This is a genomic window from Rothia sp. 110740021-2 (genome assembly GCF_054263775.1).
Genome location: NZ_JBSZFE010000003.1, coordinates 218,926 through 245,488 on the forward strand (window position 1 = coordinate 218,926; position 26,563 = coordinate 245,488).

General features: G+C 56.8%; 23 protein-coding genes and 1 tRNA gene. 16 read left to right on the forward strand and 8 right to left on the reverse strand.

Translation table 11 applies throughout. The features are described from left to right. Positions 1 to 43: 43 nt before the first annotated feature. A complete protein-coding gene (locus tag ACUXHH_RS08095) occupies positions 44 to 631 on the forward strand; it encodes a malonic semialdehyde reductase (RefSeq protein ID WP_279742200.1) in 588 nt (195 codons plus the stop codon). A 143-nt stretch (positions 632 to 774) separates the two neighbouring features. Here ACUXHH_RS08095 and ACUXHH_RS08100 read toward each other — a convergent pair whose 3' ends face one another. The 5 genes from ACUXHH_RS08100 to ACUXHH_RS08120 all read right to left on the reverse strand — a co-directional run bounded on the left by ACUXHH_RS08100 (position 775) and on the right by ACUXHH_RS08120 (position 5,462). Next, positions 775 to 1,683, reverse strand: coding sequence for a DUF4232 domain-containing protein (locus ACUXHH_RS08100; RefSeq protein ID WP_279742199.1), 909 nt, complete (start codon positions 1,681 to 1,683; stop codon positions 775 to 777). A gap of 2 nt (positions 1,684 to 1,685) precedes the next feature. Then, positions 1,686 to 2,006, reverse strand: coding sequence for a 2Fe-2S iron-sulfur cluster-binding protein (locus ACUXHH_RS08105; protein WP_005507166.1), 321 nt, complete (start codon positions 2,004 to 2,006; stop codon positions 1,686 to 1,688). A gap of 279 nt (positions 2,007 to 2,285) precedes the next feature. Further along, on the reverse strand, positions 2,286 to 3,539 hold the full coding sequence (locus ACUXHH_RS08110) for a cell wall biosynthesis glycosyltransferase (RefSeq protein WP_279791320.1): 1,254 nt from the start codon (positions 3,537 to 3,539) through the stop codon (positions 2,286 to 2,288). Next, positions 3,529 to 5,016, reverse strand: coding sequence for a DNA repair protein (locus tag ACUXHH_RS08115; protein WP_314078184.1), 1,488 nt, complete (start codon positions 5,014 to 5,016; stop codon positions 3,529 to 3,531). The genes ACUXHH_RS08110 and ACUXHH_RS08115 overlap by 11 nt, the downstream gene beginning before the upstream one ends. 370 nt (positions 5,017 to 5,386) lie before the next feature. After that, positions 5,387 to 5,462: transfer RNA gene (locus ACUXHH_RS08120), tRNA-Arg, on the reverse strand. 498 nt (positions 5,463 to 5,960) lie between these two features. On the opposite strand from ACUXHH_RS08120, the gene ACUXHH_RS08125 reads away from it, so the two are divergent. The 3 genes from ACUXHH_RS08125 to ACUXHH_RS08135 all read left to right on the forward strand — a co-directional run bounded on the left by ACUXHH_RS08125 (position 5,961) and on the right by ACUXHH_RS08135 (position 10,438). Next, positions 5,961 to 7,811, forward strand: a complete 1,851-nt coding sequence (locus ACUXHH_RS08125; RefSeq protein WP_279742196.1) for a phosphoenolpyruvate carboxykinase (GTP) — start codon at positions 5,961 to 5,963, stop codon at positions 7,809 to 7,811. Between the two features lie 360 nt (positions 7,812 to 8,171). Continuing rightward, positions 8,172 to 8,642, forward strand: coding sequence for an RrF2 family transcriptional regulator (locus ACUXHH_RS08130; RefSeq protein WP_279742195.1), 471 nt, complete (start codon positions 8,172 to 8,174; stop codon positions 8,640 to 8,642). A 614-nt stretch (positions 8,643 to 9,256) separates the two neighbouring features. Beyond that, positions 9,257 to 10,438, forward strand: a complete 1,182-nt coding sequence (locus tag ACUXHH_RS08135) for an FAD-binding oxidoreductase (protein WP_279755177.1) — start codon at positions 9,257 to 9,259, stop codon at positions 10,436 to 10,438. Between the two features lie 154 nt (positions 10,439 to 10,592). Here ACUXHH_RS08135 and ACUXHH_RS08140 read toward each other — a convergent pair whose 3' ends face one another. Beyond that, positions 10,593 to 11,999, reverse strand: coding sequence for a phosphomannomutase/phosphoglucomutase (locus tag ACUXHH_RS08140; RefSeq protein WP_279742193.1), 1,407 nt, complete (start codon positions 11,997 to 11,999; stop codon positions 10,593 to 10,595). Positions 12,000 to 12,136: 137 nt separating this feature from the next. Between ACUXHH_RS08140 and manA the strand changes: the two genes are divergently transcribed. The 3 genes from manA to ACUXHH_RS08155 all read left to right on the forward strand — a co-directional run bounded on the left by manA (position 12,137) and on the right by ACUXHH_RS08155 (position 15,258). Continuing rightward, positions 12,137 to 13,324, forward strand: coding sequence for a mannose-6-phosphate isomerase, class I (gene manA, locus ACUXHH_RS08145; protein ID WP_279789741.1), 1,188 nt, complete (start codon positions 12,137 to 12,139; stop codon positions 13,322 to 13,324). Positions 13,325 to 13,622: 298 nt separating this feature from the next. Beyond that, the gene (locus ACUXHH_RS08150; protein ID WP_254756605.1) at positions 13,623 to 13,892 is read left to right on the forward strand and encodes an ACT domain-containing protein; all 270 of its coding nucleotides are present in this window, start codon (positions 13,623 to 13,625) and stop codon (positions 13,890 to 13,892) included. Positions 13,893 to 13,902: 10 nt separating this feature from the next. Continuing rightward, positions 13,903 to 15,258: a PFL family protein gene (locus tag ACUXHH_RS08155; protein ID WP_279755179.1), complete on the forward strand. Its 1,356-nt coding sequence runs from the start codon at positions 13,903 to 13,905 to the stop codon at positions 15,256 to 15,258. 114 nt (positions 15,259 to 15,372) lie between these two features. On the opposite strand, the gene ACUXHH_RS08160 is transcribed toward ACUXHH_RS08155, so the two are convergent. Both ACUXHH_RS08160 and tmk read right to left on the reverse strand, forming a co-directional pair. Next, positions 15,373 to 16,512 (reverse strand): DNA polymerase III subunit delta', encoded by a 1,140-nt coding sequence (locus tag ACUXHH_RS08160; protein ID WP_458391200.1) that lies wholly within the window; start codon positions 16,510 to 16,512, stop codon positions 15,373 to 15,375. Beyond that, positions 16,509 to 17,225 (reverse strand): dTMP kinase, encoded by a 717-nt coding sequence (tmk, locus tag ACUXHH_RS08165; protein ID WP_279789737.1) that lies wholly within the window; start codon positions 17,223 to 17,225, stop codon positions 16,509 to 16,511. The genes ACUXHH_RS08160 and tmk overlap by 4 nt, the downstream gene beginning before the upstream one ends. 159 nt (positions 17,226 to 17,384) lie before the next feature. Here tmk and ACUXHH_RS08170 point away from each other — a divergent pair, with 159 nt between their 5' ends. The 9 genes from ACUXHH_RS08170 (at position 17,385) to rlmB (ending at position 25,833) form a co-directional block, all read left to right on the forward strand. Next, on the forward strand, positions 17,385 to 18,587 hold the full coding sequence (locus ACUXHH_RS08170; RefSeq protein WP_458391201.1) for a trans-sulfuration enzyme family protein: 1,203 nt from the start codon (positions 17,385 to 17,387) through the stop codon (positions 18,585 to 18,587). A gap of 48 nt (positions 18,588 to 18,635) precedes the next feature. After that, positions 18,636 to 18,953 (forward strand): DUF2516 family protein, encoded by a 318-nt coding sequence (locus ACUXHH_RS08175; RefSeq protein ID WP_279742187.1) that lies wholly within the window; start codon positions 18,636 to 18,638, stop codon positions 18,951 to 18,953. Positions 18,954 to 19,173: 220 nt separating this feature from the next. Continuing rightward, positions 19,174 to 19,911 carry a phosphoglyceromutase gene (locus ACUXHH_RS08180; protein WP_279755183.1) on the forward strand — a complete coding sequence of 246 codons (738 nt, stop codon included), beginning with the start codon at positions 19,174 to 19,176 and terminating at the stop codon, positions 19,909 to 19,911. 167 nt (positions 19,912 to 20,078) lie between these two features. Then, positions 20,079 to 21,221 (forward strand): sensor histidine kinase, encoded by a 1,143-nt coding sequence (locus ACUXHH_RS08185; RefSeq protein ID WP_279755184.1) that lies wholly within the window; start codon positions 20,079 to 20,081, stop codon positions 21,219 to 21,221. 41 nt (positions 21,222 to 21,262) lie between these two features. Then, positions 21,263 to 21,946, forward strand: a complete 684-nt coding sequence (locus ACUXHH_RS08190) for a response regulator transcription factor (RefSeq protein WP_279755185.1) — start codon at positions 21,263 to 21,265, stop codon at positions 21,944 to 21,946. Between the two features lie 12 nt (positions 21,947 to 21,958). Continuing rightward, a complete protein-coding gene (ispD, locus tag ACUXHH_RS08195; RefSeq protein ID WP_414628314.1) occupies positions 21,959 to 22,705 on the forward strand; it encodes a 2-C-methyl-D-erythritol 4-phosphate cytidylyltransferase in 747 nt (248 codons plus the stop codon). A gap of 73 nt (positions 22,706 to 22,778) precedes the next feature. After that, a complete protein-coding gene (ispF, locus tag ACUXHH_RS08200; RefSeq protein WP_279742183.1) occupies positions 22,779 to 23,261 on the forward strand; it encodes a 2-C-methyl-D-erythritol 2,4-cyclodiphosphate synthase in 483 nt (160 codons plus the stop codon). 71 nt (positions 23,262 to 23,332) lie between these two features. Then, positions 23,333 to 24,751, forward strand: coding sequence for a cysteine--tRNA ligase (gene cysS / locus ACUXHH_RS08205; protein ID WP_458391202.1), 1,419 nt, complete (start codon positions 23,333 to 23,335; stop codon positions 24,749 to 24,751). Positions 24,752 to 24,846: 95 nt separating this feature from the next. Then, positions 24,847 to 25,833, forward strand: a complete 987-nt coding sequence (rlmB, locus tag ACUXHH_RS08210) for a 23S rRNA (guanosine(2251)-2'-O)-methyltransferase RlmB (protein ID WP_279742181.1) — start codon at positions 24,847 to 24,849, stop codon at positions 25,831 to 25,833. The last annotated feature ends 730 nt before the right edge of the window (positions 25,834 to 26,563 follow it).

The following is a 26,563-nucleotide window of genomic DNA, read 5'->3' on the forward strand; positions in this document are numbered from 1 at the left end:
CGTAAAGTAATCGACCGAGGGAACAACCAAAAGGAGCCTCACCATGACCCGCCTGAACGAAGAACAGCTCATCAACCTCTTCCACGAGCCGCGCACCGCCTCCTCCTTCACCGAGGAGCCCGTCACCGACGAGCAGCTGCGCCGCATCCAGGAACTGACCTTCTACGGCCCCACCGCCTTCAACAACCAGCCCCTGCGCATCACCTGGGTCAAGAGCTCCGAGGCACGCGAGCGCCTCGTCGCACACCTGGCAGACGGCAATAAGGCAAAGACTCAGGCGGCACCGGTGACTGCGATTCTCTCCGCAGACGCAAACTGGGTAGAGCACGCTGACACCTTCAACCCCAATGCTGCCGGCTTCATCAAGAGCTACTACACCACTGAGGAGCTTGCCACCCCCGCCGCTGAGCTGAGCGCTCACCTGCAGGCAGGCTACTTCATCACCGCAATCCGTGCCCTCGGTCTGGATGCTGGCCCCATGACCGGCGCAGACTTCGTCGGCATCAGGAAAGAATTCTTCGCGGACAATGCCGAGATCCCGTTCCTGATCGTCAACCTCGGTCACGGTGAGGGTCCCGCATACCCGCGCGGTGCACGCTTCAGCTACGATGAGGTTACTCGCTCTCTCTAAGCGAGCGCCTACGGTATAGCTAAAGCTAAACCCTAGATTTAGACTTATAGATAGTTCAAGGGCGGTTCTCCCATCATGGGGAACCGCCCTTGAACTATAGGTCCACAAGAGGTGCCAGAGTATTCACACCTGCAACGGGCGCGTTAGCGGGCACCAAACTGACCCACCGACAGCTGCGGAACAGATGAGGAACAAGCGGTAGTATCCAGCGGAACAATCACGCCGCCGGAACCCGAGGGAAGACCCACCAGAAAACCCTGAACCGGGCGGCTACCGCAATCATCACCGAAGCGTGCCGGGTACACCGAACGCAGTACCGCGGTGGTGCTATCGCCGGGGTTGAGGGTTACGCCTGCAGGGTTCATATACTCGTCGGAGGTGGATGCCTCACGACCAATCCAGGTGCCTGAAGGACCCGCATGTACCACACGCGGGTAGCCGCGCAGGGTGCAGGAAGAATCCGAAGAGTTCTGGAAGTACAGGGTATAGTTTCGGGCGCCGGGAGAGCCATTTCCAATGAATACTGAAATGTTCAAATCATCCAGATCGCACTGGGTCGGGCCCTCAGCAACAGTATTGCTGGAGGAGCTAGAGGATTTCTTCGACGAGCTCGAAGAACCCGAGGAGTTCGAGGAACTACCTGAAGAGTTGGAACCCGACTGTGAAGACGAGTTTGAGCTCTTCTGAGAATCTGCAGAGTTGTCTGACTTATTCTGATCGGAACCCTCGCGGGAGGACTCAGAAGAATGAGAGTCAGAGTTCTGCTCAGACTTGTGAGTCTCGGTGTGGGAAGAAGACTCGGAGTGTTCAGAGGAAGATTCGTGGTTCTCCGCCTCGGGGGAATTCACCACGGTAATGGAGCCCGGTGTCACCGAAGCGGTAGCCCCGTCAGAGGCTACTCGAATCGTGCCGGGCTTGACCGAAGCTGATGCGCTCGGATTTGCTGAGGTGCCTTCAGCTTCCTGACCGGCCTGGGACGCGCCGCATCCACTGAGCGCGAGCGCGCAGCAGAGGAAGGTGGTTGATGCGAGCACCTGAGCCGATTTGAACATAGTTACATCGCCGCCTGCATTTGGATTTCTGCTCCGTCCATACCGGGGGCATACTCGACCTGGCAGCACAGGCGAGAGTACTCGTTTGCAACATCATCGACCATGTCGAGCAGATCCTGCTCAGCTTCGGTGCGTTCACCGGAAGCTTCGAAGTGCTCGGGGTCGATGAAGCCGTGGCAGGTAGCGCAGGATGCGTTACCACCGCAGGTTGCGAGGACCGGTACGCCGTTAGCCTGGAGGGCTTCCAGGAGGGTGTGGTGGTCTTCCCACTGAATATCGTAGTTTACGCCTGCTTCGTCAGTGACCTTAATCGTTACGCCCATGCGTTCTCCTTCTTCTGTAGTGATGCGTTTCTATTGTAGAGGTAGGGACTGTTATTCACCGTACTTTGTGGTGTATCCCCAACCCTACCGTCACGCATATCACGGGAACGCAGAATAATTTTTATGCTGAATAGCATGTCTGTATTGTTCCCAGTCTACCGCTTAAAGCCCTGACAGCGCAGGATATAGGCATATATGAATACTGCCCCCAGATGGAAAGACATGCTGGGGGCAGTATAGAGAACCGGCACGTAGGCGCGCTTTAATGGTGACGAAGACCTACTCGGATTCCTTCTCCGAGGTCTTCTCGGTGTCCTGCGTGTCTGCGCTGTGGTGATCGGCGTTCTGGACGCTTCCTCCGGGGCCGCGCACAATACCGCATACACTATCGCGCGGATCAGCGTAGCGCAGGTCGATACCGAAGGTATTGCGGATCTGGCGAGCCGAGTTCAGGTGCCAGCGCTGCGAATCCGAGGGGGTTACGGAGGTGACCGCCTTCTGACCCGGAGCCAGCTTCTCGTGGCGAATATCGTAGTGCTTACCGCCCATAGTGATGGTGAAGCCGTGCTCCTGCAGCAAGTGCACGAATGCATCCACATCGTGCGGGATCTTACGGCCGCGCTGCCTCTTGGTACCGCTCATCCTCGGCTGCGACTCGAAGGGGTTACGGTTGGGCGCGGTGCCGCGACTAATACGAACTACCTGCTGGTCGGAGTGCGAGAACTCTATCTGGTAGCCGTTGAGCGAGTACACGGTGCGGCTACTACCGGGAATCGGGCGGCGGTCCTCGGCCTCATCCAGGATGCGGGCAATGTACTCGCCGGTCAGTCCGAGCGACTTGAGCTGAGCCTGAGCCTCGGGGGAGAGCTGATAGCCTCCAGCGAGAGCCTGCAGCGGGCGTAGCGCGAGCACTTCGGCGGTCAGGGGGTTGAGCACCACCTGGTAGCCTTCCTCTTCATGCGTGTAGAGGGTAACTTCGCGGCCGTAGCGGTTCTCTTGTGCGCTTTCTTGAACCACCGTGCTTGCGGGGGATTCGATGATATCCAGAAGCAGCTCGTAGGTGAGCCCGTGGCGCATCATGTAATCCATTACACCGGGGAGCACACCGTAGATGCGGCGGTGCGGCGGCACGTCACCGTAGAATTCCTTCTCAATGCGCGCGGCAATACGCTGGTTCTCCAGCGGTACCTCGGTTAGCGGAATGAGGCGTTGGTTGGAGGGGCGAATCTTGGCGCGTGCGGCGGCGGGTTTGGGTGCCTGACGGTACGCGTCCACGAGTGCCTGCTGCTGCTCCATGAATTCCTGGGCAATGAGCGGTAGGAGGGTGAAGTAGAGCTCTGCTGCTTCGGGCTTGAGCGCGCCGTTCTCATCGAGCAGGGATGCGCCGTCCTTGGAGAGCAAATCCCACGGCTTATTGTTTGCAGTGCTATCTTTGGAACCCTGCTCATCGCGGTAGCTATAGGCGGCGAGGGAGGCAAGTTCCTGCAGACGAACGTACACCTCAAGAGGAACGGTGATCTGCTTAACGGACATTATTTTCCTCCTCGGTGGTGTTTTCTGCCTGAGTTACGCCATCTTCTGCCTGGTCAGTGGCATTTTCTGAGTCTTCCGCCTGCTGAGCCAGGGCATTACTGAGCTCTTCGAGCTGCGCCTTGCGCAGGGTTTCGGCGTGCAGGTGATGGAAGTCCGGGCTCTTCGCAAGAGCCATAACGGTCCGCTCATCGGGCGAAATCGCAATTTCCAGACCCTGTGCCGCGTAGATGCGGGTCCAGCCTTCAGCCATACGCACGCTCTCAGGGTTGCTCAGGGCATGAAGCATCAGGTCGAAGACGAAAGGCGGGTTCTTCTTCAAGAAGGTACGGGCGCGCTCGCTGAATTCGAGTTCCAGGGCGTTGAGCGAGTTGTATTTGCCGTGCGCCAGGGATACTTGTGCCGCTTCGTTGTATTCGGCGTCGTATTCGTCAATGACGGTAATGATTTCTGCGGAGGCGGTGTTAACGTCCACCCGGTAATCATCGTGAGTGAAGCGAATCGTCCAGTCGTTGAGTTGTTCTACCGCGCCTTTACGCAGGATGGTGCGCACGATCTCTTCGCTGATGTTTTCGCGTTCGAGGCGGGCACGCAGGCTCGGGCGCAGGCGGTAGCTGCGTTCGCGGTCCTCTTCGCTGATGCCGCGAGGCGCGGTCGGTTCAGTGGTTACCGGCTGAGTGGCGGGCGCGCTGATGGCTGCCGTAGCCGTGGGGATCGGGGCTGCGGGCTTCGGCTTGCTCGGCTTCGGGACACTCATCTCCGGGGCGGCGGGCGCACTCGGTAGGGGCTGGCTGAGTACGGGCAACTCTTCAACAGGTGCCTGCTCGCTAGATGCTTCCGTATGAGTAGCTTCTGCAGCTTCGGCAGTCTGTTGACGGGCACGCAGACCCTCCAGGTACTCTTCGATGCGCGGCGGACGGTAGGTTAGCGTGGACTTGCGGAACATGCCGGGGGAGGGAGCACCGGGAGTAGGCACTGCAGGCTTGGGGGCTGCAGACGTAGGGGCTGCGGGCTTCGGCGCTGCAGGCTTGGGAGTGGCGGCTGCGCTTACCACGGCATCCTCACTGACTGCACCCTCGTTGGCCTCTGCAACGGGAGCCTCAGCAGTGGAGTCTGCGGTAGTTTCGGTTGCCTGCAGGTCGTTCTGTTCTTCTTTAAGAGGCTTGCTGTCGCTGGTTTTCTCATCGCCGCGTCGGAGGGCGGCAATGAGTTCCTGACGGGAAGTATAAGGAATGATTTCCTCAGGTGAGTCGATATATCGGGGGAAATTCTCGTAGAGAATCTTCGCCGCGGCCTCAAAGAGCTTTTCTGCGGTGGTGTTGGCGGCGGGTGCGCAAGGGCAGAGGAGTTCTTGGCGATGCGCGTCATAGAGGGACCAGTGGGCGCATCGTTCGGTGGGTGGGAAGTAATCGAGGGTGCCCAAGTCAGCAATATCAATGAGCGTACCTATCAGGGACTGCGGAATGGATAGCTGTGCCATAGTACTCCTTTGCGTTGTCTACTCTCCAACCTATGCGTGGAGGGTCCTCTTTCCATCCTAGGCGTTTTTTGGCGGGTGTGCCCCGGAGCACGTCATCTGGGCGCGTAAATCTGTGAATTCACAGGTTGGGGTACTTTTAGGTGCGGCTTTTGGCACGGATGGGGCAGCGTCAGCTGGTGAAGCATCCTTGCTACGCCTAGCTAGACCCTGCAACGTGTCGTACTGCAACATGTTGTACTATGCGGTGGCTTGAGCTCTGCCCGGGGCTTGTGTCAGAGCGTTTTCTGTGTGCTTGTTTCCCAAAGACATCTTCCCGGGTGTGTCTTCTGGGTATATAAAAAATCCCCGGTTCCGAAGAACCGGGGATCGGTGGTGCGCCCGAAGGGATTCGAACCCCCAACCTTCTGATCCGTAGTCAGATGCTCTATCCGTTGAGCTACAGGCGCATGTTCCTCGTTTCGGATTTGTTCAACCCGTCGCGGCAACAGGTATTACTATACGGATGTCCCCAAGGGTATGCAAGCCGAAAAGCTCGAAATTGACCCAAAATTCTCTCCGAAAAATTTGATAACAACCTGTTTTGCCGCATGATTCCAGGGTTTTTGGTGGCGTAAAATTTTTTCAAAATATTTTCTCAGCGCCCTAAAATCGATGCTGTGGGCCCCTGAAATCCCCGAAGGGTCCCACCATACGACCTAAAAATTCTTTACAGAAATCTCCCGTACTCTAAGAATGTGATGCGCAGAACTTAAGAAATGGCGTCATAGAAAGCTCTGCAGGCCATTAATGCGTTATTCTGTAAGCATCACGAGGAAGTGGAGACTGTCCAAGCGTGCATATTCACCTTTGTTTGCACGCTTGTAGTGTTTAACTGCTTCTTTGTTACCGCAGACCTAACCGGATCAATGTAGTATCCGGGCCACCGATTGAAGGGGAAAACGTCAATGGCTGACACCTCAACTCGTACTCTCTCTGCTGAACTCGAAAAGGAGCTGCAGAGCGCACCCACCACCCACCAGGGCCTCCTGGATTGGGTTCGCGAGGTTGCGGCACTGACCCAGCCCGCACACATCTACTGGGTGGATGGCACTCAGGAAGAATATGACCGCCTGGCACAGGAACTGGTTGACGCCGGTACCTTCGTTCGCCTCAGTGATCACGAATTCCCGAACTCTTATGCAGCTTTCTCCGATCCTGACGACGTTGCACGTGTCGAGGAGCGCACCTTCATCTGCTCCGAGACTGAAGAAGGCGCAGGCCCGACCAATAACTGGCGCGACCCCGTCGAAATGAAGCAGACCCTGACCGGTCTGTTCGAGGGCTCCATGCGCGGTCGTACCCTGTACGTCATTCCCTTCGTCATGGGCTCCCTGAAGGCTAAGAACCCCAAGATTGCTGTTGAGCTCAGCGACTCCGCATACGTTGTCTGCTCCATGCGCATCATGGCAACCATCGGTAAGGACGTTCTTGCCAAGCTGAACGAGACCAACGGTTTCTTCGTCAAGGCTCTGCATTCTGTTGGTGCACCCCTGAAGCCCGGTCAGGAAGATGTCCCCTGGCCTTGCAACCCCGAGAAGTACATTGTCCAGTTCCCCGAGACCCGCGAAATATGGTCCTTCGGCTCCGGCTACGGCGGTAACGCACTACTCGGTAAGAAGTGCTACGCACTGCGTATCGCATCCGTTATCGGTCGCGATGAGGGCTGGATGGCAGAGCACATGCTCATCCTGAAGGTCACCAACCCCGAGGGTAAGGTTCGCTACATCTCCGCAGCGTTCCCCTCCGCATGTGGCAAGACCAACTTCGCAATGATGGAACCCACCATTGACGGCTGGAAGGCTGAGATGGTCGGCGACGACATCGCATGGATCGAGTTCGACGAGAACCACCAGGCACGCGTGGTCAACCCCGAGGCTGGCCTGTTCGGCGTGGCACCGGGCACCGGTTACTCCACCAACCCGAACGCTATGAAGGCTATCGCAAAGGGCAACACCATCTTCACCAACGTTGCACTGACCGACGACGGCTCCGTCTGGTGGGAGGGCAAGACCGACGAGACTCCCGAGCACCTAATTGACTGGACCGGTCAGGACTGGACCCCCGAGTCTGGCCGCCCGGCAGCTCACCCGAACTCTCGCTTCTGCACCCCCGCATCCCAGGTCGACATGCTCGCTCCCGAGTACTACGACCCCGAGGGCGTGCCGCTGAGCGCTATTGTTCTGGGTGGTCGCCGTAAGACCACCATCCCGCTGGTGTCCGAGTCTGAGAGCTGGGAGCAGGGCGTCTTCCGCGCTATTACTCTCTCCTCCGAGACCACCGCGGCTGCTAAGGGTGCTGTCGGTGTGATTCGCCGCGACCCGATGGCTATGCTGCCCTTCATCGGTTACAACGCTGGTGACTACTTCAAGCACTGGATTGACTTGGGTAAGAAGCACGGCGCTGAGAATATGCCGAAGGTTTACTACGTCAACTGGTTCCGCCGTACCCCCGATGGCGGCTTCGCATGGCCGGGCTTCGGCGAGAACTCTCGCGTTGTGAAGTGGATTTGCGACCGCCTGGACGGTAAGGCTGGCGGCCAGGAGACCTTCCTGGGCACCGTTCCCACCAAGGAAGACCTTGACCTGACTGGTCTGGAAATCTCCGAGGATGAGCTGAAGGCTGCTCTGGCTGTCTCGAAGGAAGAGTGGACTGCTGAGCTGCCTGGCATCGACGAGTGGCTGGCTAAGTTCGGTGACAAGTTGCCTGCTGAGGTTCGTGAGCAGCGCGATGCTTTGGCTAAGGCCCTGGAAGACTAAAGTTCTCTGCTGAACCGCATGGTTAGGCGTTTGGAAGGGGCGGAATCTCGCTGTGAGGTTTCGCTCCTTCCTAGTATTTAGGGGAAATTTTTGAATCCCTATCAGATGTGAAATGATAAGTTTTCTCTCAACAGTGTGAGTGCAAGGCTATGCAGTCCACTTGCTCTTGAGAAATACTCAAAAAATTTTTGGGGAGCACTGAAGGTTTTGGTAGTTGCTCACCTTAATTTCTTGCACTCTCACTGCACGGAATACAATTCCAATGTAAGATTTTGAGCGCTCTGAGCCTGTGACGGTTCGGAGCACCCGTTATTGCCTCTGTTAAGATGGTGCTAACACGAGAGGATAGAAGGAGTATCCATGCGTTTGACAGCATTTTCGGATGTCTCGCTCCGTGTTCTGATGCTCCTGTCTGCCCTGGAGCCCGGCCAGAAGCTCTCTACTCAGAAGATTGCTGAGGGAGTGGACACCCCCTATAACCATGTGGCGAAGGCTGTGGCTTTCCTTGTGAACATGGGTTACCTGGATTCGACTCGTGGTCGTTCTGGTGGTGTCATGCTTTCGGATGCGGGTCGTTCTGTGACCGTCGGCATGGTTCTTCGGGCTACTGAGGGAGATATCCCCATGATTGAGTGCGAGGATGAGAACGGCCACTGCCCCCTCGATAAGTTCTGCCGACTGCGCAATGTGCTGGCGAAGGCGCGTGAGGCGTTCTACGCTTCGGTGGATTCGATTGTGATTAGCGAGTTGCCTGCCGGTGCGCGCCCCGCGGGTCCGGTGTTTGTGGAGCTGGGCTTTGCACCTCCGGAGGAAGCGCTGTCTGTGTGGTAAGTCTGCATGCTAAAAGGGATACGTGATACCTGTGGAGCTTCCCGGCGGGAGGCTCCACAGGGTTTTAAAGGGGAATTCTGTGACCACTACCGGGGTTGCTGGAGATTTTCTGTGATGACTTTCTATAGAGTTTTCGAAGGAAATCGGGGTTATACTGCCTCTATTTGAGGGGGCTGTTGGAGTCTGCATGAATCCTAAATTTGTGCAGGAAATACAAAATATTGCAAATCTACTTTTCAGATGCGGAAAATGTGACCATGTTCATTTTTGCACCGCATTGCATACTTTCCGCAGTAAATATATTTTGATGCCAGAATTTTTATGCACACTCCGGGGCTAGTCACGCGGCGAACTCAAAGATAGTGCTGAAAATATATAGTGTGATGCAGAGCTCTCTCTTTGAGTCAGGCTGAACCATAAGCCTCACCTAAACCCATCAACACCCCTTAGAGAGTGACCTGCACTCAGCGCAAACACCCTACAAAATGCTACGGTAAGGGTGCTTTATAAACACTCCGTCACCAACTGAGCTGTCCGAGTGAACGCCCCCGCATCACATATATCAAGGGTGTCACCACAACGACCGCGGTGACCGTACAGGAAGAAGGCAAGACATGCTCTCCGAGAAGTCCCGCCCCATTATTGAGGCAACGCTACCCATCATTGCTGAGCGCATCAACGACATCACCCCCGACTTCTACCGTCGAATGTTCGCCGCTCGCCCCGACCTGATGGACGGCATGTTCTCCCGCTCCTCTCAGCTCGAAGGAACCCAACCCAAGGCACTGGCTGGCTCCATCGCTGTGTTCGCTTCCTATATCGTCCAGAACCCGGACTCCTACCCCGACGAGGTCCTCTCCCGCGTAGCACACAAGCACGCATCCCTGGGCCTGAAGGAAGAAGAATACCCCACCGTCTACAAGTATCTCTTCGAGGCAATCGCCGCTAACCTGGGCGACCTGGCTACCCCCGAAATTGTTGAGGCATGGACCGAGGTCTACTGGCTCATGGGCAACGCCCTCATCAAGCTGGAGAAGGGCCTGTATGCTTCTCAGGCAAACGATGTGATGTTCGCACCCTTCAAGCTCGTTGACCGCAAGGAGACTGGTGAGAACGTTGTCGTGCTGACCTTCGAACCTGCCGACAAGACCCCCATGACCGAGTCCAAGGGCGGGCAGTACATCTCCATCATCGTTCCCGCACGCGATGGCCTGCGCCAGGCACGCCAGTACACCCTGCTGCCCAGCGAAAAGAACCAGCGCCGCATTGGTGTGAAGCTCGACCCCAACGGTGAGATGACCTCTGTCCTGCACGAGCTCGAAGTTGGCGCTGTTGTCGAGATTTCCAACCCTTACGGTGACCTGACCCTAGAAGGCTTTGGCGACCCCCAGGCACCCCTGTACCTCTTCTCCGCAGGCATTGGCACCACCCCCATGCTCAGCTTCCTCTCCGAGCTGGCTGAGAAGGGCTCTGAGCGTCCCGTGACCGTAGTGCACGCAGACCGCCGCCTGGATACCTGGCCCCTGCGTGAAGAGCTTACCGAGCTCGTCGGTAAGCTGCCCAATGCACGCCTCGTATCCTTTATTGAGGGTGAAGACGGCGACTTCACCGGCCGTGTTGACGTCTCCAAGCTAGATGTTCCCGCCAACGCTAACGTTTACCTCTGTGGCCCGCTGCCCTTCATGCAGGGCGTACGCTCCGCGCTGGTAGAGGCAGGTGTCCCCGGCAAGAACATCAACTACGAAATCTTCGGCCCCGACCAGTGGATGCTCCACGATCAGGCACGCGAGGATTAAAAACTGAGCACACCGGATTACCGGTTAGCTTTCTTATGCCCGACTAGGTTCTTTCTCTGAGACAGAAGAACATGGCCGGATTGAGAATTCAAAACAAAAATCCCGCCCCGCAGAAATAATCTGCGGGGCGGGATTTTTAGTAGCTAGCTAGTGCTTAGCCCTGGCGAACCAAAGCCAGAACCTCGTCGCGGACGCGCTCCATGGTCGCAGCATCCGGCGCCTCAAGGTTCAGGCGCAGGAAAGGCTCAGTGTTTGAAGGACGCAGGTTGACCCACCAGCCTTCTTCAGTGTTAGTGAAGGTGGTGCCGTCGGAGTCCTCAATAACCACAGGAGCGTTAGCGTAGTGTGCACGCACGCGGTCCACAGCGGCAGCCTTGTCTTCCAGCTCGGAGTTGATCTCACCAGAGGCAACGTACGGGGAGTACTTCGCGCTAATCTCAGAGAGGGGCATGTCATTGCCACCCAGAGCAGCCAGCACGTGCATTGCAGCGAGCATGCCGGTGTCTGCGTTGAAGAAGTCCTTGAAGTAGTAATGAGCGGAGTGCTCGCCACCGAAAACGCCGTTCTCCTTGGCCATAACAGCCTTGATGAAGGAGTGTCCCACGCGGGTCTTCACGGAGCGGCCGCCCAGCTTCTCAACCAGCTCAGGAACAGCCTTCGAGGTAATCAGGTTGTAGATGATGACGGGCTCTTCGTTGCCCTCTGCCTTCGCACGAGCAATCTCGCGCTCAGCAACCAGAGCAGTCACAGCCGAAGGAGTGACGGGCTCACCCTTCTCATCGATAACGAAGCAACGGTCAGCGTCACCGTCAAATGCCAGACCAATGTCAGCACCGTGCTCAACAACAGCCTTCTGCAGGTCAACCAGGTTAGCCGGCTCCAGCGGGTTAGCCGGATGGTTCGGGAAGGTGCCGTCCAGCTCGAAGTACAGCGGAACGATTTCCAGAGGCAGGCCCGGCAGGATGGTGTTACCCAGAACAGCGGGAGTGGTCATACCACCCATGCCGTTACCGGCGTCAACAACAACCTTCAAGGGGCGGATGGAGGACAGGTCCACCAGTTTGCGCAGGTAATCTGCGTAAGGCTTGAGAACATCCTTCTCAGAAACGGTGCCGACCTTCTCAGCCGGAGGAATCTCGCCCGAATCCAGGTACTTCTGAGCCAGGTCACGAATGTCGAACAGGCCGGACTCGGAAGACAGCGGAACAGCGCCAGCCTTAGCCATCTTCATGCCGTTGTACTCTGCGGGGTTGTGGCTAGCGGTGAAGGTAACACCGGCAGCGTTCTCAACGCCACATGCGAAGTACAGAACGTCAGTGGAGATCAGACCAATCTTCTCAACATTTGCACCGCGAGCGGTTGCACCCTGGGCGAATGCATCCATGAATTCAGGGGAGGAGGGGCGCATGTCGCCGCCGACCAGGATAGTCTGGCCCTCCAGGCCCAGAACGTCTACGAAAGCCGCGCCAGTAGCGCGAACAGTCTCTGCGGTAATGGTTTCACCGACAATGCCACGCACGTCGTACGCTTTGAATGAGTCATGTAGATTAATAGTAGTCACGCCTTTTATTCTAGCGGTAAAGAAATACAACTAGCCTCTATAATGGGCTGGTAAAACCTTATAAATTCCGCTGAATGTATGGGTTTTTTATCACGTCGTTTGCTTCAAACAACTCACGTCGAGAGGTATTTTCCCCCATGGGTGAGATTTTTTCCCTAAAAAACCAGATTCAGAATTATGCGTGGGGTTCCCGCGAAATTCTCGGACGCATGCGCGGGGTACCCGTGCCCACCGAGCAGCCCGAGGCTGAGGTGTGGGTTGGTGCGCATCCGGCTGCTCCCTCCCGCGCAACCGTTGACGGCACCGAGTCCCCGCTCAACGAGCTGATTCAGGCTGAGCCCTCTCGATTCCTGCGCCCGGATCGTACCTCCGACTGGTTCCCTTTCCTCTTTAAGATCCTTGCGATTGATGCACCCCTGTCGATTCAGGTGCACCCCACCCCTGAGCAGGCTATTGCCGGCTTCGAGGATGAGCAGGCACGTGGTATCGCCATTGACGCTCCGCACCGTAACTACAAGGATCGCTACTCCAAGCCTGAAACCGTCATCGCGCTGACACCGATGCGTGTGCTCACCGGCGTGCGTACCTCAGCGCAGGTGGCAGAGCTTGCCGAGGCGTTCAAGGCTGGCTGGCTGGCAGAGCGCGTGGAGCTTACCCCCAAGCAACTGCTAACCGAGATTATTCGCATGCCCGAAGAGACCGCCACCGCGGCTGTTGAGCAGCTTGTCGAGGCGGCAGCACAGCTGGCCGACTCCGAAAACGTTGCTATTGCTGACGCCGCTGAGCTCGTGCAGATCGTTGCCGGCAAGTACCCCGGCGACCGCGGTCTGCTCGTAGCATTCGTCATGAACCTGGTTCGCCTGGCACCGGGTGAATCCGCTTTTACCCCCGATGGTCAGGTGCACGCTTATATTTCCGGTACCGCTATTGAGCTGATGAATCCCTCCGATAACGTGATGCGTGCGGGTCTGACCGCAAAGCACATCGATACTGAGGAGCTCATTAAGGTTCTTGGCGAGAGCCAGGATGCCCCCGTCATCCAGAGCCCCACCCCCGAGAATGCACCCGTTGGCACCTACGCCATGTGGGATGAGCGCATGAGCGTGACCCGCATCCGCGTTGAAGAGGGCAAATGGCAGGAATACACCTTCGAGGGTATTAGCGCCGCACTGAGCGTATCTGGCGAAATCACCATTCACGCAGCAGACGGCAACGGCACTGAGGAATTCGTACTGGGTGCTACCGAGTCGGTGCTGCACGTGGGTGAGCCCTCGGTGGCAACCCTGAGCGGTAGTGGTGAGCTGTACATCGCTTCTTACGTCTAGGTCTTACCTCTAGACGTTATGTCTGGGAGATGTCTCTAGACACTCAAGTCCAGACAGATAAATGGAGCATTCAAAAGAGATTGCTCCGCTAATGACGCTTATAAAGAATCCACGTTTTTTCTTACCTTTGAATAAGGTGAGGGGACGTGGATTTTTTATTCCCTCGCTGTTCCGCGGGAAGGACTTTTAGCGTTGACCCTACAGAATGTGTTCTGAGTAACCTATAAAATATACGTATACCTGTGCCTTTATACACCTCTTCCGCAGGTACGCAGCCCTAAACCGCTAGGAGAACACCGTGAAGATTATCCTCACCGTCACAGGCATCGACCACGAAGGCATTATCGCTGCCGTGACCGCAACCCTCGCCGAGCGTAAGGTCAACGTCCTCGACGTCTCCCAGACCATCATGGGTGAATACTTCACTATGATTATGCACTGCTCCTTCGACGAAGCGCAGCAGAACCTCATCGACCTGCAGGAAGCCATGATCGGTGTCGAGCACGAACAGAAGGTGCAGATTCGCATACAGGCAGAATCCATCTTCAAGGCAATGCACACCATCTAGGGCTCCACTTATGCGCAACACCAACATTTTAGAAACCCTCCGAATGATCGAGGAGCAGAAGCTCGACATTCGCACCGTCACTATGGGTATCTCCCTGCTCGACTGCGCCGACTCTGACGGTGAGGTAGCCCGCCGCAAAATCTACGACAAAATCACCAGCTGCGCTGCAAACCTCGTCAGCGTCTGCGAAGGTATCGAAGCTGAGCTCGGCATCCCGATTGTCAACAAGCGTATCGCCGTCACCCCCATCGCACTGGTGGCAGGCGCCTCCAGTGACGAGGACTACGTAGAATTCGCCCGCACCCTTGACGCAGCAGCCAAAGCAGTCGGAGTGAACTTCGTCGGTGGCTTCAGTGCCCTCGTCGACAAAGGCATGACCCTCGCTGACGAGAAGCTGATTCGCTCCATCCCGCGAGCGCTCGCAGAAACCGACGTGGTCTGCTCCTCCGTAGACATCGGATCCTCCCGCGCTGGCATTAACATGAGCGCAGTCAAGCTCATGGGCGAAACCATCCGAGCCACCGCAGACCTGACCGAGGATGCACACGGCTTCGGCTGCGCCAAGCTCGTCGTCTTCGCGAATGCCGTCAGCGACAACCCCTTCATGGCGGGTGCATTCCACGGTGTGCAGGAGGCAGACACCACCATCTCCGTGGGTGTCTCCGGTCCCGGCGTGGTACACCGCGCCCTGCAGAGGGTCCGGGGCGAATCCTTCGACACCTGCGCCGAAGAAATCAAGAAGGCAGCTTTCAAGATTACCCGCGTCGGTCAGCTGGTTGGTACCCTCGCTTCCGAGCGTCTGGGCGTACCCTTCAACATTATTGACCTCTCCCTGGCACCCACCGCAGAGATTGGCGACTCGGTCGCGCACATCCTCGAAGAGATGGGTCTGGAAACCGTCGGTACCCACGGCACTGTTGCGGCACTTGCGCTGCTCAACGACGCGGTGAAGAAGGGCGGCCTCATGGCGTGCTCAAATGTTGGTGGTCTCTCCGGCTCCTTCATCCCGATTTCTGAGGATATCGGCATGATTGAATCCGCAGCCACTGGATATATCACTCTGGACAAGCTTGAAGCAATGACTGCCATATGCTCCGTCGGTCTGGACATGGTCGCGGTCCCCGGAGATACTCCCGCTGCTACCCTCGCCGCAATGATTGCCGACGAGGCAGCAATCGGCGTGATGAACCACAAGACCACCGCGGTCCGCGTCATCCCGGCGGTCGGCCTGGGCGTAGGCGACATGATTGAATTCGGTGGCCTGCTCGGTCGCGCACCCGTCATGCCCACCCACACCCCCAGCGCGGAGGCGTTCATCGCCCGCTGCGGTCGTATTCCGTCGCCGGTTCACGGTTTCCGCAACTAAGCTCGGTTCCGTAACGAAGCTCTAGGGGCGCTGAGAACCAATAGAAAAGGGGAGACACCGAAGATCATCTCTTCGGTACCTCCCCTGTGTGCTGTATAGGCTACCAAGAAGCTACTAATACACGAAACGGCTCATCAACGCCTCAAGCGCCAGACGCGCATTCGCGTTCGTCCGCAGGCGACGCAGAGTCAGCTCGACCGCCTGCACATCCTCCAGCAGCTGCTGGGCGGAACGGCGGGTGCAGAACGCCTCCAGAGGTTCACGCAAATGCTCATTGACCAGCGGAGCCTGAGCCGACAGAGCCACCGTCAATGCATCACGCAGAACCGTCTGAACCTGCGCCACGGAACGCAACAGCGTATCAGATGAAACACGCTTAGCGCGGCGCTTCTGCTCCTCCTCCAGACGGCGAACCTGCGCTCGCAAAGACGGAGAAACACGCTCACCCTCGCGAATACCCAGCAGCGCCAGAAGCTCCTGGCGTTCCTTCTCATCCTTGAGAGCGGAGACAGCCTGTGCGTCCTGGTCAGCAAGGTCGGTGAGCTTCTCTGCTGCGTTGAAAGCTGAAGAAATAGAACGAACATTCAGAATCAGGGAGGTAATCAACTCCCGATGAGCCATAGCCTGCTCATCGTTCGCCAAACGGTACCCCTCCTGCGCATCGCCCAGAGCCAGACGCGCCGCACGCTGCGCCAAAGGATCAGCTACACCGTGTGTAAGCAGATACTCGTGCACCTGTGCATCGGTAGGAACCGGCAACTGCACTGGGCGGCAACGCGAACGAATCGTTACCAGCACATCGGTGGGGGAGGGTGCCGTCAACAACCAAATCGTATGCGGTGGTGGCTCCTCAATCGCCTTCAACAATACATTGGAGGTACGCTCCGGCATGCGCTCGGTGTCTTCGACCAGAATCACGCGCCAGCGACCCACGGCCGGGCGGTCCTGAGCCTTCATGACCAGCTCGCGTGCCTCATCAATGCTGATGTGCGTCGCCTCGGTACTAAAGTGCGTAAAAGCTGTGTGCGAACCGTTCATGACGGTTACGCAGCCCTTGCACTGACCGCATCCGCGGTTCTGGGGGTCGGGCTGTTCACACAGCAGTGCGGCAGCGAAAATTTTTGCTGCCTCACGGTGGGGCGCACCGGTTGCACCTGTGAAAAGCCAAGAGTGCGTGGGGCGGTCGGCAGCGGCATCCGTGCGTAGCTGCTGGAGCTTATCGGAAGGAATCAGCAGGGTATCCCAGAGACTCATGAGTCCTCCTGACCGGTGCGGACCAGTTCGCGGGTGGCAAGCAGAGGCTCAATCACCTTAAGCACGCGCGCGTGTACTTGCTCAATCGTGCCCACACCATCAATGATGCGGTGCGAACCGTTAGTGTCCTCGCGTGCGATCTGCTCGAATGCACCGTGAATGCGTGCCTTGAACGCCGCGCCTTCAGCCTCAATACGGTCGACGGTGCCGCGCTGGTCCATGCGCTCCTGCTCGGCGCTCAGCGGCACACTCAGCAATAGGGTCGCGTCGGGAACCAAGTCGGCGGTGGCCCAGCGGCTCAAATCGACGATGGTTTCAATACCCAAATCACGGCCGACCCCCTGGTACGCAGCGGAGGAATCAATATAACGGTCACTGAGCACGATGGCGCCCTCAGCGAGTGCGGGGCGAATCAGCTGGGAGGCGTGATCCGCGCGGGACGCTGCAAAAATCAGCGCCTCGGCGCGGTCGTCAATGGTGCCCTGACCTGCTTCCAGGACGAGGGCGCGAAGCTTCTCGCCAATCTCGGTGCCACCGGGTTCGCGGGTGGTGATGACACGGTATCCGCGGGCACTGAGCGCTTCATTCAGCAGGGTGAGTTGGGTGGTTTTGCCGGCGCCGTCGCCTCCTTCGACCACGATAAAAAGCCCGCGGCGACCGGTCGGGTCAGCGGGAAGATTCTGTGCATCGGGGGTGTAGCTGAGAGTATCCATCACCCTTAAGGGTACCGGGTCTCTTAGCGGCACCGGTGCGGTTTTGGTGATACATCCGCGTGGGATTGAGCGCGCATAAAGGTAAAAAACATGTAAATCCTGTGTGCCGTCACCTGTGCAGGTGTGCGTTCTGGGCGCGGGTGTGCCAGGCTTAAGGACATGAGTGCAGATAACCACGACATGAATTACTCCGCAGAGACCTTTGTCGTCTCTGGCGGCCGCCCGGCACACGAACATGATGCGCCGGTGAACCCTCCGATCGTTCTTTCTTCCACCTACCGCGGTGTGGATGCTGTCAATATTGAGCAGGACCGCGTGTACGCCCGCTTCTCGAACCCCACCTGGGAGGGTATGGAAGAGGTTGTGGCGAAGCTGGAGAACGCTATCCAGCCTGGTCTGCTGTTCCCCTCTGGTATGGCTGCTGTCGCTGCTGTCATCGACCTGGTGCCGGTTGGTTCCATTGTGCTGATTCCGAAGCACGCATACATGGCGTCTGTAACCATATGTAAGGATTTGGAACGCCGCGGCATCATTGAGCTCGTTCGCGTGGACATTGAAGACACCGAGAGCGTTATCGCTACGATGGAGGATGCCGTATCCCGCACCGGTGTGACCCCGGAGAACGTGAACTACTCGGAGCCGAAGGTCCTGGCGTGGCTGGAGAGCCCCACGAACCCGATGCTTGAGGTTGCTGATCTGCCTGCCCTACTTTCTGCCGCTCGCCGCTTGGGCATTGTGACCGCGGTGGATAACACCTTCGCAACCCCGATTCTGCAACGTCCCCTGGATTTTGGCGCAGACGTAGTGGTTCACTCCGCGACGAAGTTTCTTGCGGGCCACTCCGATGTTCTGCTGGGTATGGCTCTGACCTCGAATAAGGAGCTGTATAAGGCGATGCGTCACCACCGTATCACCAATGGCGCAATCCCCGGTCCGGTGGAGGCGTGGCTTGGCCTGCGCGGTCTGCGCACCTTGGCACTGCGCGTGGAACGTGCTGTAGAGAACGCGCAGGTTCTTGCAGAGCGTCTGAGCCAGCACCCCTTCGTGGCTGAAGTGCGTTACCCGGGTCTGGAGAGCGACCGAGGTCATGAGATTGCGAAGAAGCAGATGGACGGTTTCGGCGCGATTCTGTGCGTTACTCTTGATACGGACGCTGCTGGTGCCCGTAACGTTGTGGAGGCGCTGAAGCTGTGGACTCCGGCAACTTCCCTGGGCGGTGTGGAGTCTCTGGTAGAGCGTCGTCGTCGCCACGGGAACGAGCCGGATTCGATTCCGGAGTCTCTGCTGCGCCTGTCGGTGGGTATTGAGAACGTGGATGACCTTTACAATGACTTGGTTGAGGCCTTTAAGGTCGTCCGCTAAGCGCTTTGCTAGGGTTGTCTAGAGAAGCTGCTGATTCTAAGGAATACTATGTCTCCTATTCTGCTGGTCTGGTATGTGACCACTTTTGTTGATACGCTGCTGGCTATCGCTGGTGCTGCGGTTGGTCTGCTGGCTTTTATGCGTGCGTGGGCGTCTCCGGCAAACGCGTACGATTTTGCCGGTAAGCGCCCGAAGAACACCTGGTTGGCTTTGACCGGTGGTTCTGCTGCGGTTTCGCTGTTTAGCGTTTTTGCTGCGGTGACTGGCGGCGGTAATACTGTGCTGATTCTTCAGTTGGTTGCGGCTGTGATTAGCTGCGTGTTTCTTGCTGGTGTGTGGCCTTCGGTTGGTCGCCGCCGTTTCTAGCATTAGCTTGTGCGCTCGCTTTGAGCGATAGACGGTGAAGCCTCGTGCGCTGTCTGACGGGTTTGTCCTGATCGGGTGGTGTGCGGGGCTTTGTCCTTTTCTAATGGGGTTCTTGAGTCTTCTGTTCTGGTAAGGAAGACCCTTATAAATTTTTGGGAGAATGCATACTTTCTAAGCCTTGAGGCATGACAAACCAGCGGGTAAATGAAAAAATAGAGGTATGACTTACAAACTAGTACTCCTGCGCCACGGCCAGTCCGAGTGGAACGAGAAGAACCTGTTCACCGGCTGGGTGGACGTTAACCTGACCGATAAGGGCCGTGCTGAGGCTAAGCGCGGCGGCGAGTTGCTGGCAGAGCGCAACATCCTCCCCGATGTTGTTCACACCTCCCTGCAGCGTCGTGCAATCAACACCGCAAACCTTGCCCTGGATGCGGCAGACCGTCTGTGGATTCCCGTCAAGCGCTCCTGGCGCCTGAACGAGCGTCACTACGGTGCTCTGCAGGGTAAGAACAAGTCCGAGATTCGCGAGGAATACGGCGACGAGAAGTTCATGACCTGGCGTCGTTCCTACGACGTTCCGCCGCCCCCGCTGGATGATAACGACCCCTACTCGCAGGCGCACGACCCCCGCTACGCGGATGTTGAGAACGCTCCCCGCACCGAGTGCCTGAAGGACGTTCTGGGCCGTATGCTTCCCTACTGGGAGTCGCACATCAAGCCCGACCTCGTAGCAGGTAAGACCGTTCTGGTTGCTGCACACGGTAACTCTCTGCGTTCGTTGGTCAAGCACCTAGAGAGTATTTCCGATGAGGACATCGCGGGCCTGAACATCCCCACCGGTATTCCGTTGTACTACGAGCTGGATGAGAACTTCAAGCCCGTCAAGGCTGGCGAGTACCTGGACCCGGAGGCTGCTAAGGACGCTATTGCTGCCGTAGCAAACCAGGGTAAGTAATATCTCCGGCAGGATTGCACCCCTGTCATTGTGATGAGCCGTCCACCGTTGAGGTGGGCGGCTCATTGCGCTCTCTGTAAGGTTTCTGCACGGGGAGTCCGCCTGAGAAGGGGGGCGTCCGCTCAAGTGCTGGGTATCGGCCACATTTATACTTATGGGGTACCCGAATGGAAGGGAAGTACATGGATGCCGGTCTGATCGCCTTTATTTCGGGCATGATAGGTCTGCTGGTGGGCGTCCTGAGCATGAATGCGGTGGCGCGTAGCGAGCGGGAGCAGGAGCGTAGCTTGGTGTCGGTGCCGGCGCTGCGTGATGGTGCCGCTCAGGTGCTTGCTGTGATTGGTCGTGCTTACCTGGTGATTGATGAGGTGGGCGGCGTGATCCAGGCTTCTCCGGGTGCGTATGCGATGGGTCTGGTGCGTGGTCATACGGTAGCCTCTGATGAGCTGGCGGAGATGATTCGCACGGTGCGTCATCGCGGTATTTTTGTTGAGCGCACTTTTGAGATTGACCGCGGTGAGGGTGAGGCGCTGGTCTTGGACGTGCGTGTTGCTTCGCTGGGGGACGAGTACATTCTGGTGCTCGCAGATGACCGCACTGAAATTTCTCGTGTTCAGCGTATGCGTAATGATTTTGTGGCGAATGTGTCGCATGAGTTGAAGACTCCGGTGGGCGCGGTGAGTCTGTTGGCTGAGGCTATTGAGCAAGCGAGCGATGACCCGGAGGCGATTGAGTATTTTGTGGGTCGTTTGCATAAGGAGACTCTTCGCCTGTCTGCGCTGGTGCGTGACATTATTGAGCTTTCGCGTCTGCAGTCGACTGATGTGATTGCGCGTGGTGGTCCGGTGTCGGTGCTTTCTTTGGTGGCTGATGCGGTGGATCGTTCGAATATTGTGGCGGAGGAGAAGGATATTCAGATTTCTACCCGCATCGAGGAGCTCCCCGAGGTGTATGGTGACGCCGAGCTACTGGGTATTGCTGTGCAGAACGTGGTGGAGAATGCGGTGCGTTATTCCCCGGAGCATACGAAGGTTGATATTTGGGTCCACCGTGTAGCTGATCAGCTACTGGTTGAGGTTACTGATCAGGGTGTGGGTATTCCGGAGGATGAGCAGAAACGTATTTTTGAGCGTTTTTATCGGGTTGATCCGGCTCGTTCGCGTCAGACGGGCGGTACTGGTTTGGGCTTGAGCATTGTGAAGCATGTGATGACTCAGCACGGTGGTAGCGTGACGGTTCGGTCGATGCCGCAGGAGGGCTCGACGTTTACGTTGGCGTTGCCGCTGAATGAGCCTCCGGTCGAAGTGTAGTGTTAGCGCTATAGGTTTTATGGAATCGAAGGAAGTTATTGATGTCTAAAATTCTGATTGTTGAGGACGAAGAGGCCCTCTCGGATCCCCTTGCGTTTTTACTGGGTCGTGAGGGTTTCCAGACGATTGTTGTTGACAGCGGTCTGGACGCTCTGCCGGTGTTTGACCGCGAGGGTGCAGATTTGGTGCTGCTGGATGTGATGCTCCCGGGCATGTCCGGTATGGAGGTGTGCCGCAAGCTACGTGAGGTGTCTTCGGTCCCGATTATTATGCTGACCGCTAAGGATTCTGAGCTGGATAAGGTTCTGGGTTTGGAACTGGGCGCTGATGATTATGTGACCAAGCCGTATTCTGCGCGTGAGTTGATTGCTCGTATCCGCGCGGTGTTGCGTCGTCGTTCGGCGGAGACTGATTCTACTACTGAGCCGGTGTTGCAGGGCGGCCCGGTGCGTATGGACATTGATCGCCATGTGGTGACGGTTAATGGTGAAGAGATTTCTATGCCGCTGAAGGAGTTTGAGCTCCTGGAGATTCTGCTGCGCAATGTGGGTCGTGTGATGACTCGTGGCCAGCTGATTGAGCACGTGTGGGGGGCTGACTATGTGGGTGATACGAAGACTCTGGATGTGCATATTAAACGTCTGCGTTCGAAGATTGAGCCGGATTCTTCTGCCCCGCAGTATGTGGTGACGGTTCGCGGATTGGGCTATAAGTTCGAGGTGTAGACGGGCTTGAGAATGATGACTTCTGCTTCTGCGGCGAATACTGCTGTGATTGTTTTGGCGGCTGGTTCGGGTACTCGCCTGGGTGAGCCGATTCCGAAGGCCGCTGTGCGTGTGCATGGTCGTACTTTGCTGGATTATGCGTTGGAGGGTGCGCTCGCTTCGGGTGTTGCTGAGCATGTGGTGGTGACTGTTCCTGCTGATTGTTCGGTGAGTTGCCCGGAGCTTTTGGAGGATGCTCGCCGTGCTGGTGCGTTGATTACCGCCGGTGGTGATACGCGTACTGCTTCGGTGGTTGCGGCGTTGGATGCTTTGAAGGATGCGCAGGTTCCGGTGGATTATGTGCTGATTCATGATTGTGCTCGTGCTTTTACTCCACCGCAGGTGTATCACCGTGTGCTTGATGGGCTGGGATCTGAGAGTCCCCAGGGTGTTGTACGTGCGGTGATTCCTGCGTTGCCGATAGTGGATACGGTGAAGACCGTGGATTCTACTGGTTTGGTGACGGGTACTCCTTCACGTGCGCAGATGCGTGCGGTGCAGACTCCTCAGGGTTTTGAGGTGGCTGCCCTGTTGGCGGTGCATGAGCGTAGCCGTTCCCTGCCTGCTGAGGAGGCTGAGCTGCTCACTGATGATGCAATGGCGATGGAAGCGGCGGGCGAGCCGGTGTTGACGGTTGCCGGTGATGCGAATGCGTTTAAGGTGACGACTCCGATGGATTTGCGGATTGCTCGCGCGCTGTTTGGTGATTCTACTGCCTAAGCCTGCCTCCTAACGCCTCTTGTGCTGAGGCGCTGCTACTGAGAAGATTTTTGATCGATTGAAGGGTCCTATGATGACTGTTATTCCTCGTGTTGGTACCGGTGTTGATGTCCACGCTTTTGGTGAGGAGGGCACTCCTCTGTACATTGCTGGTCTGCATTGGCCCGGTGAGCGTGGTTTGAGCGGCCATTCTGATGGTGATGTGGTGGCCCATGCTGCCGCGGATGCTCTTTTTGCCGCCTCCGGCACGGGGGATTTGGGCTCTAATTTCGGTGTGGACCGCCCGGATATGAAGGGTGCTTCGGGTGTTCGTATTCTTTCTGAGGCTGCGGCGATTGTGCGTGCTGCTGGTTTTGAGATTGGTAATGTGAGCGTTCAGCTGGTGGGTAACCGCCCGAAGTTCTCTCTGCGCCGTGATGAGGCGAACCGCGTGCTGAGCGAGGCGGTGGGTGCTTCGGTGACGGTGATTGCAACGACTACTGACGGTTTGGGTTTGACTGGCCGCGGCGAGGGTGTGGCTGCTATTGCGACGGCGCTGGTGTTCGAGCGTCCTTAGGTGTCTGGTCGGCTTGACCTATTCCGTAACTTACCGTCCCGGTGTCTGAACCGACCCCGTAGAATGAAAGTGTGACTATGCGTTTTTATGATTCAGCTTCCGCGACTATTCGCGAGTTTGAGCCCGTCGTGCCCGGTGAGGCGCGTATCTATTATTGTGGTGCTACGGTACAGGGTGAACCACATCTGGGCCATATCCGTTCGGCGTTGGTTTTTGACCAGTTGAGCCGTTGGATGTGTTACCGCGGTCTGAAGGTGACGACGGTCCGCAATGTCACTGATATTGATGACAAGATCTTGGCGAAGTCTGCTGATTCTATGGAGCCCGGTTTTGAGGGTGAGTTCCCGAATGAGCAGTGGTGGGCGCTCGCGTATCGTTTTGAGAAGGTTTTTGCTCAGGCGTATGCGGCGCTGGGTATTGATCCGCCGACTTATGAGCCGCGTGCGACCGGTCATATTCCGGAGATGTTTTCTCTGATTCAGCGTCTGATTGATCGTGGCCACGCGTATCCTGCGCTGGATGATTCTGGTGATGTGTATTTTGATGTGCGTTCCTGGGATAAGTATGGTGCGCTGACTAATCAGAGCATTGATGATATGCAGGATTCGGTAGATGCTGATCCGCGCGGTAAGCGTGACCCCCGCGATTTTGCCCTGTGGAAGGGTTATAAAGAGGGCGAGCCTCTGACTGCTTCGTGGGAGTCTCCGTGGGGTCGCGGCCGTCCGGGCTGGCACCTGGAGTGCTCGGCTATGTCTGGTAAGTATTTGGGTTCGCGTTTCGATATTCACGGCGGCGGTTTGGATTTGCGTTTCCCGCACCATGAGAATGAGCTGGCGCAGTCGACCGCTGCCGGTGATGATTTCGCGAACTTCTGGATGCATAACGGCATGGTCACCTATGAGGGTGAGAAGATGTCGAAGTCGATTGGTAATACGATTTCGCCGGCGCAGATGCTGCAGATGGCTCGTCCGCTGGTGGTTCGTTACTATCTCGGTAGTGCGCATTATCGTTCGATTCTTGACTACCGTCCATCGTCTCTGCAGGAGGCGGCAACTGCTATTGAGCGTGTTGAGGCGTTCCTTGCTGCAACTCAGGATGTGCTGAAGCCGGGCCGTGAGGTTCCGGAGGCTTTTGCTGAGGCTATGGATGATGACGTGAATATTCCGCGTGCTTTGGCGGTTTTGCATGAGCAGACTCGTGCGGGTAATGCGGCGCTTGCTGCTGGTGAGGAAGTTTCGGAGGCGGCGAATGCTGTGATGGCTATGGCTGAGGTTCTGGGTTTGGCGCAGCTGATGAGCTTTAATGCTGAGAGCACGTCGAGTGCTGAGCATGAGGCTCTGGATGCGCTGATTCAGGCGGTGTTGGCGGAGCGTGCTGATGCTCGTGCTCAGAAGGATTGGGCGAAGGCTGATGCGATGCGTGATCTGTTGGCGTCTGCTGGTGTGCAGGTGAAGGATGGCGCGAATGGTTCGAGCTGGAGCGTTGGCTAGAGGGTGATGTGCCACGCGTTTGTGCGTAAGGCTTAGGTCCCGCGGGTTTCTCTCGCGTAGACTCGTATTCATTACTTTGACGAAGGAAGAGAAGAATGGCTAAGGCAGGTTCGCGCCCGGGCGCTACCAGCAAGAAGAAGGGTGCTACTAAGGGCACTGGCGGTCACGGTCGTAAGGCGCTTGAGGGTAAGGGGCCTACTCCGAAGGCTGAGGACCGCGTTTATCACAAGGCGTATAAGATGAAGCGTGCTGCTGAGCGTCGCGCTGCTACCGGTACGAACCGTAAGTTCCAGACTCGTCTGGGTGGTAAGCGTGCTAGCGATGAGCTGGTGACTGGTCGTAATGCGGTGCTTGAGGCTCTGCGTACTGAGATCCCCTCGAAGCACTTGTACATCATGAGCCGTGTTGAGGTTGATGACCGCGTTCGTGAGATCATGACTATTGCGAATAAGCGCAATATTCCGATGCTGGAGATTCCGCGTAGCGAGCTGGATCGTTTGACTGATGGTTCTGTGCATCAGGGTGTTGCGATGCAGATTCCGCCGTATAAGTACCCGGATGCGACTGACCTGGTGCTGGATACTATGGAGCGTTGGCACTCGGGTAAGCTGTCGACTCCGCCGCTGTTTGTTGCTTTGGACGGTATTACTGATCCGCGTAACCTGGGCGCGATTATTCGTAGCGTGTCCGCTTTTAGCGGTGATGGCGTGATTATTCCTGAGCGTCGTTCGGCTGCTGTGACTGCTGGTGCGTGGAAGACTAGTGCTGGTGCAGCTGCTCGTGTTCCTGTTGCGATGGCGACTAATCTGACTCGCGTGATTCAGCAGGCTAAGGAGCAGGGTATTTTCGTGATTGGTCTGGATGGCGGTGGTGATATTGAGTTGCCGGCTCTGGAGCTTGCGAATGAGCCGCTGTGCGTGGTGGTTGGTTCTGAGGGTAAGGGCCTGTCCCGCCTGGTGACTGAGAACTGCGATCAGATTGTGTCGATTCCGATTGATTCTGCGATGGAGTCTTTGAACGCGGCGATGGCTGTGGGCATTACTCTGTACGACGTCTCTCGTCGTCGCGCTACCGTGAACTAGAGTTTTGAAGCTAGCGAGCTGCAGGCTTGTAGCTTGAGTGAGGAGGGCGTCCCCGTGAGGGGGTGCCCTCCTTTTCTGTCTTTTCTGCGCTCTCCCCATATATATGGGTTCATATATTCATATATAGGGAGGCTGCAGAACGGGGAAACGGGGAATCGTAGCGGTAGAGAAATATAGGTAATCCAGAGATTCCAGAGATGGGGGGGGGCTCCTCTTCTTGAGGCTGAGGGGCTCTGTCGCCCTTCTATATGGGCTCTTTAGGGAGCTTCTGCAGGTTTTTTGGGTTCTTTTGAAGGTTTTTAAACTTTTTTCGAAGAACTTTTGAGGAGCTTATCCTTTCCTGACTAGGGGTTCTAGTGTCATGTTTGGGTCAGGATGGACCTAAACCCCCGTGTTTGTGGTCTACTTCACCCTTTTTGAGGTTGCATGGGTGTTTAGGCGTCTGTATAGTTGTATGAGTCGCCGCGGCGAGGAGGAAAAAACGAAGAACTTCTTCGGTGTTTCTCCTAGTCAGAAGCGGTTTGAATGGCTTTCAATTGTATAGTGTTTTGGTTTCTTGCTTGAAGGAGATCCGGGTTGCTTTGTTGGTGATGGTGGAAGAGTTTAGGAAAGAAACTTTGTGGTGTGAATCACGGAAAACGGATTTGCATGACAAACAAAACGCTGGTATAGTTGATTGGGTTGCCGCGGGAACGCGGTGATCATGAAATAACATGAATGACCGTTCAAC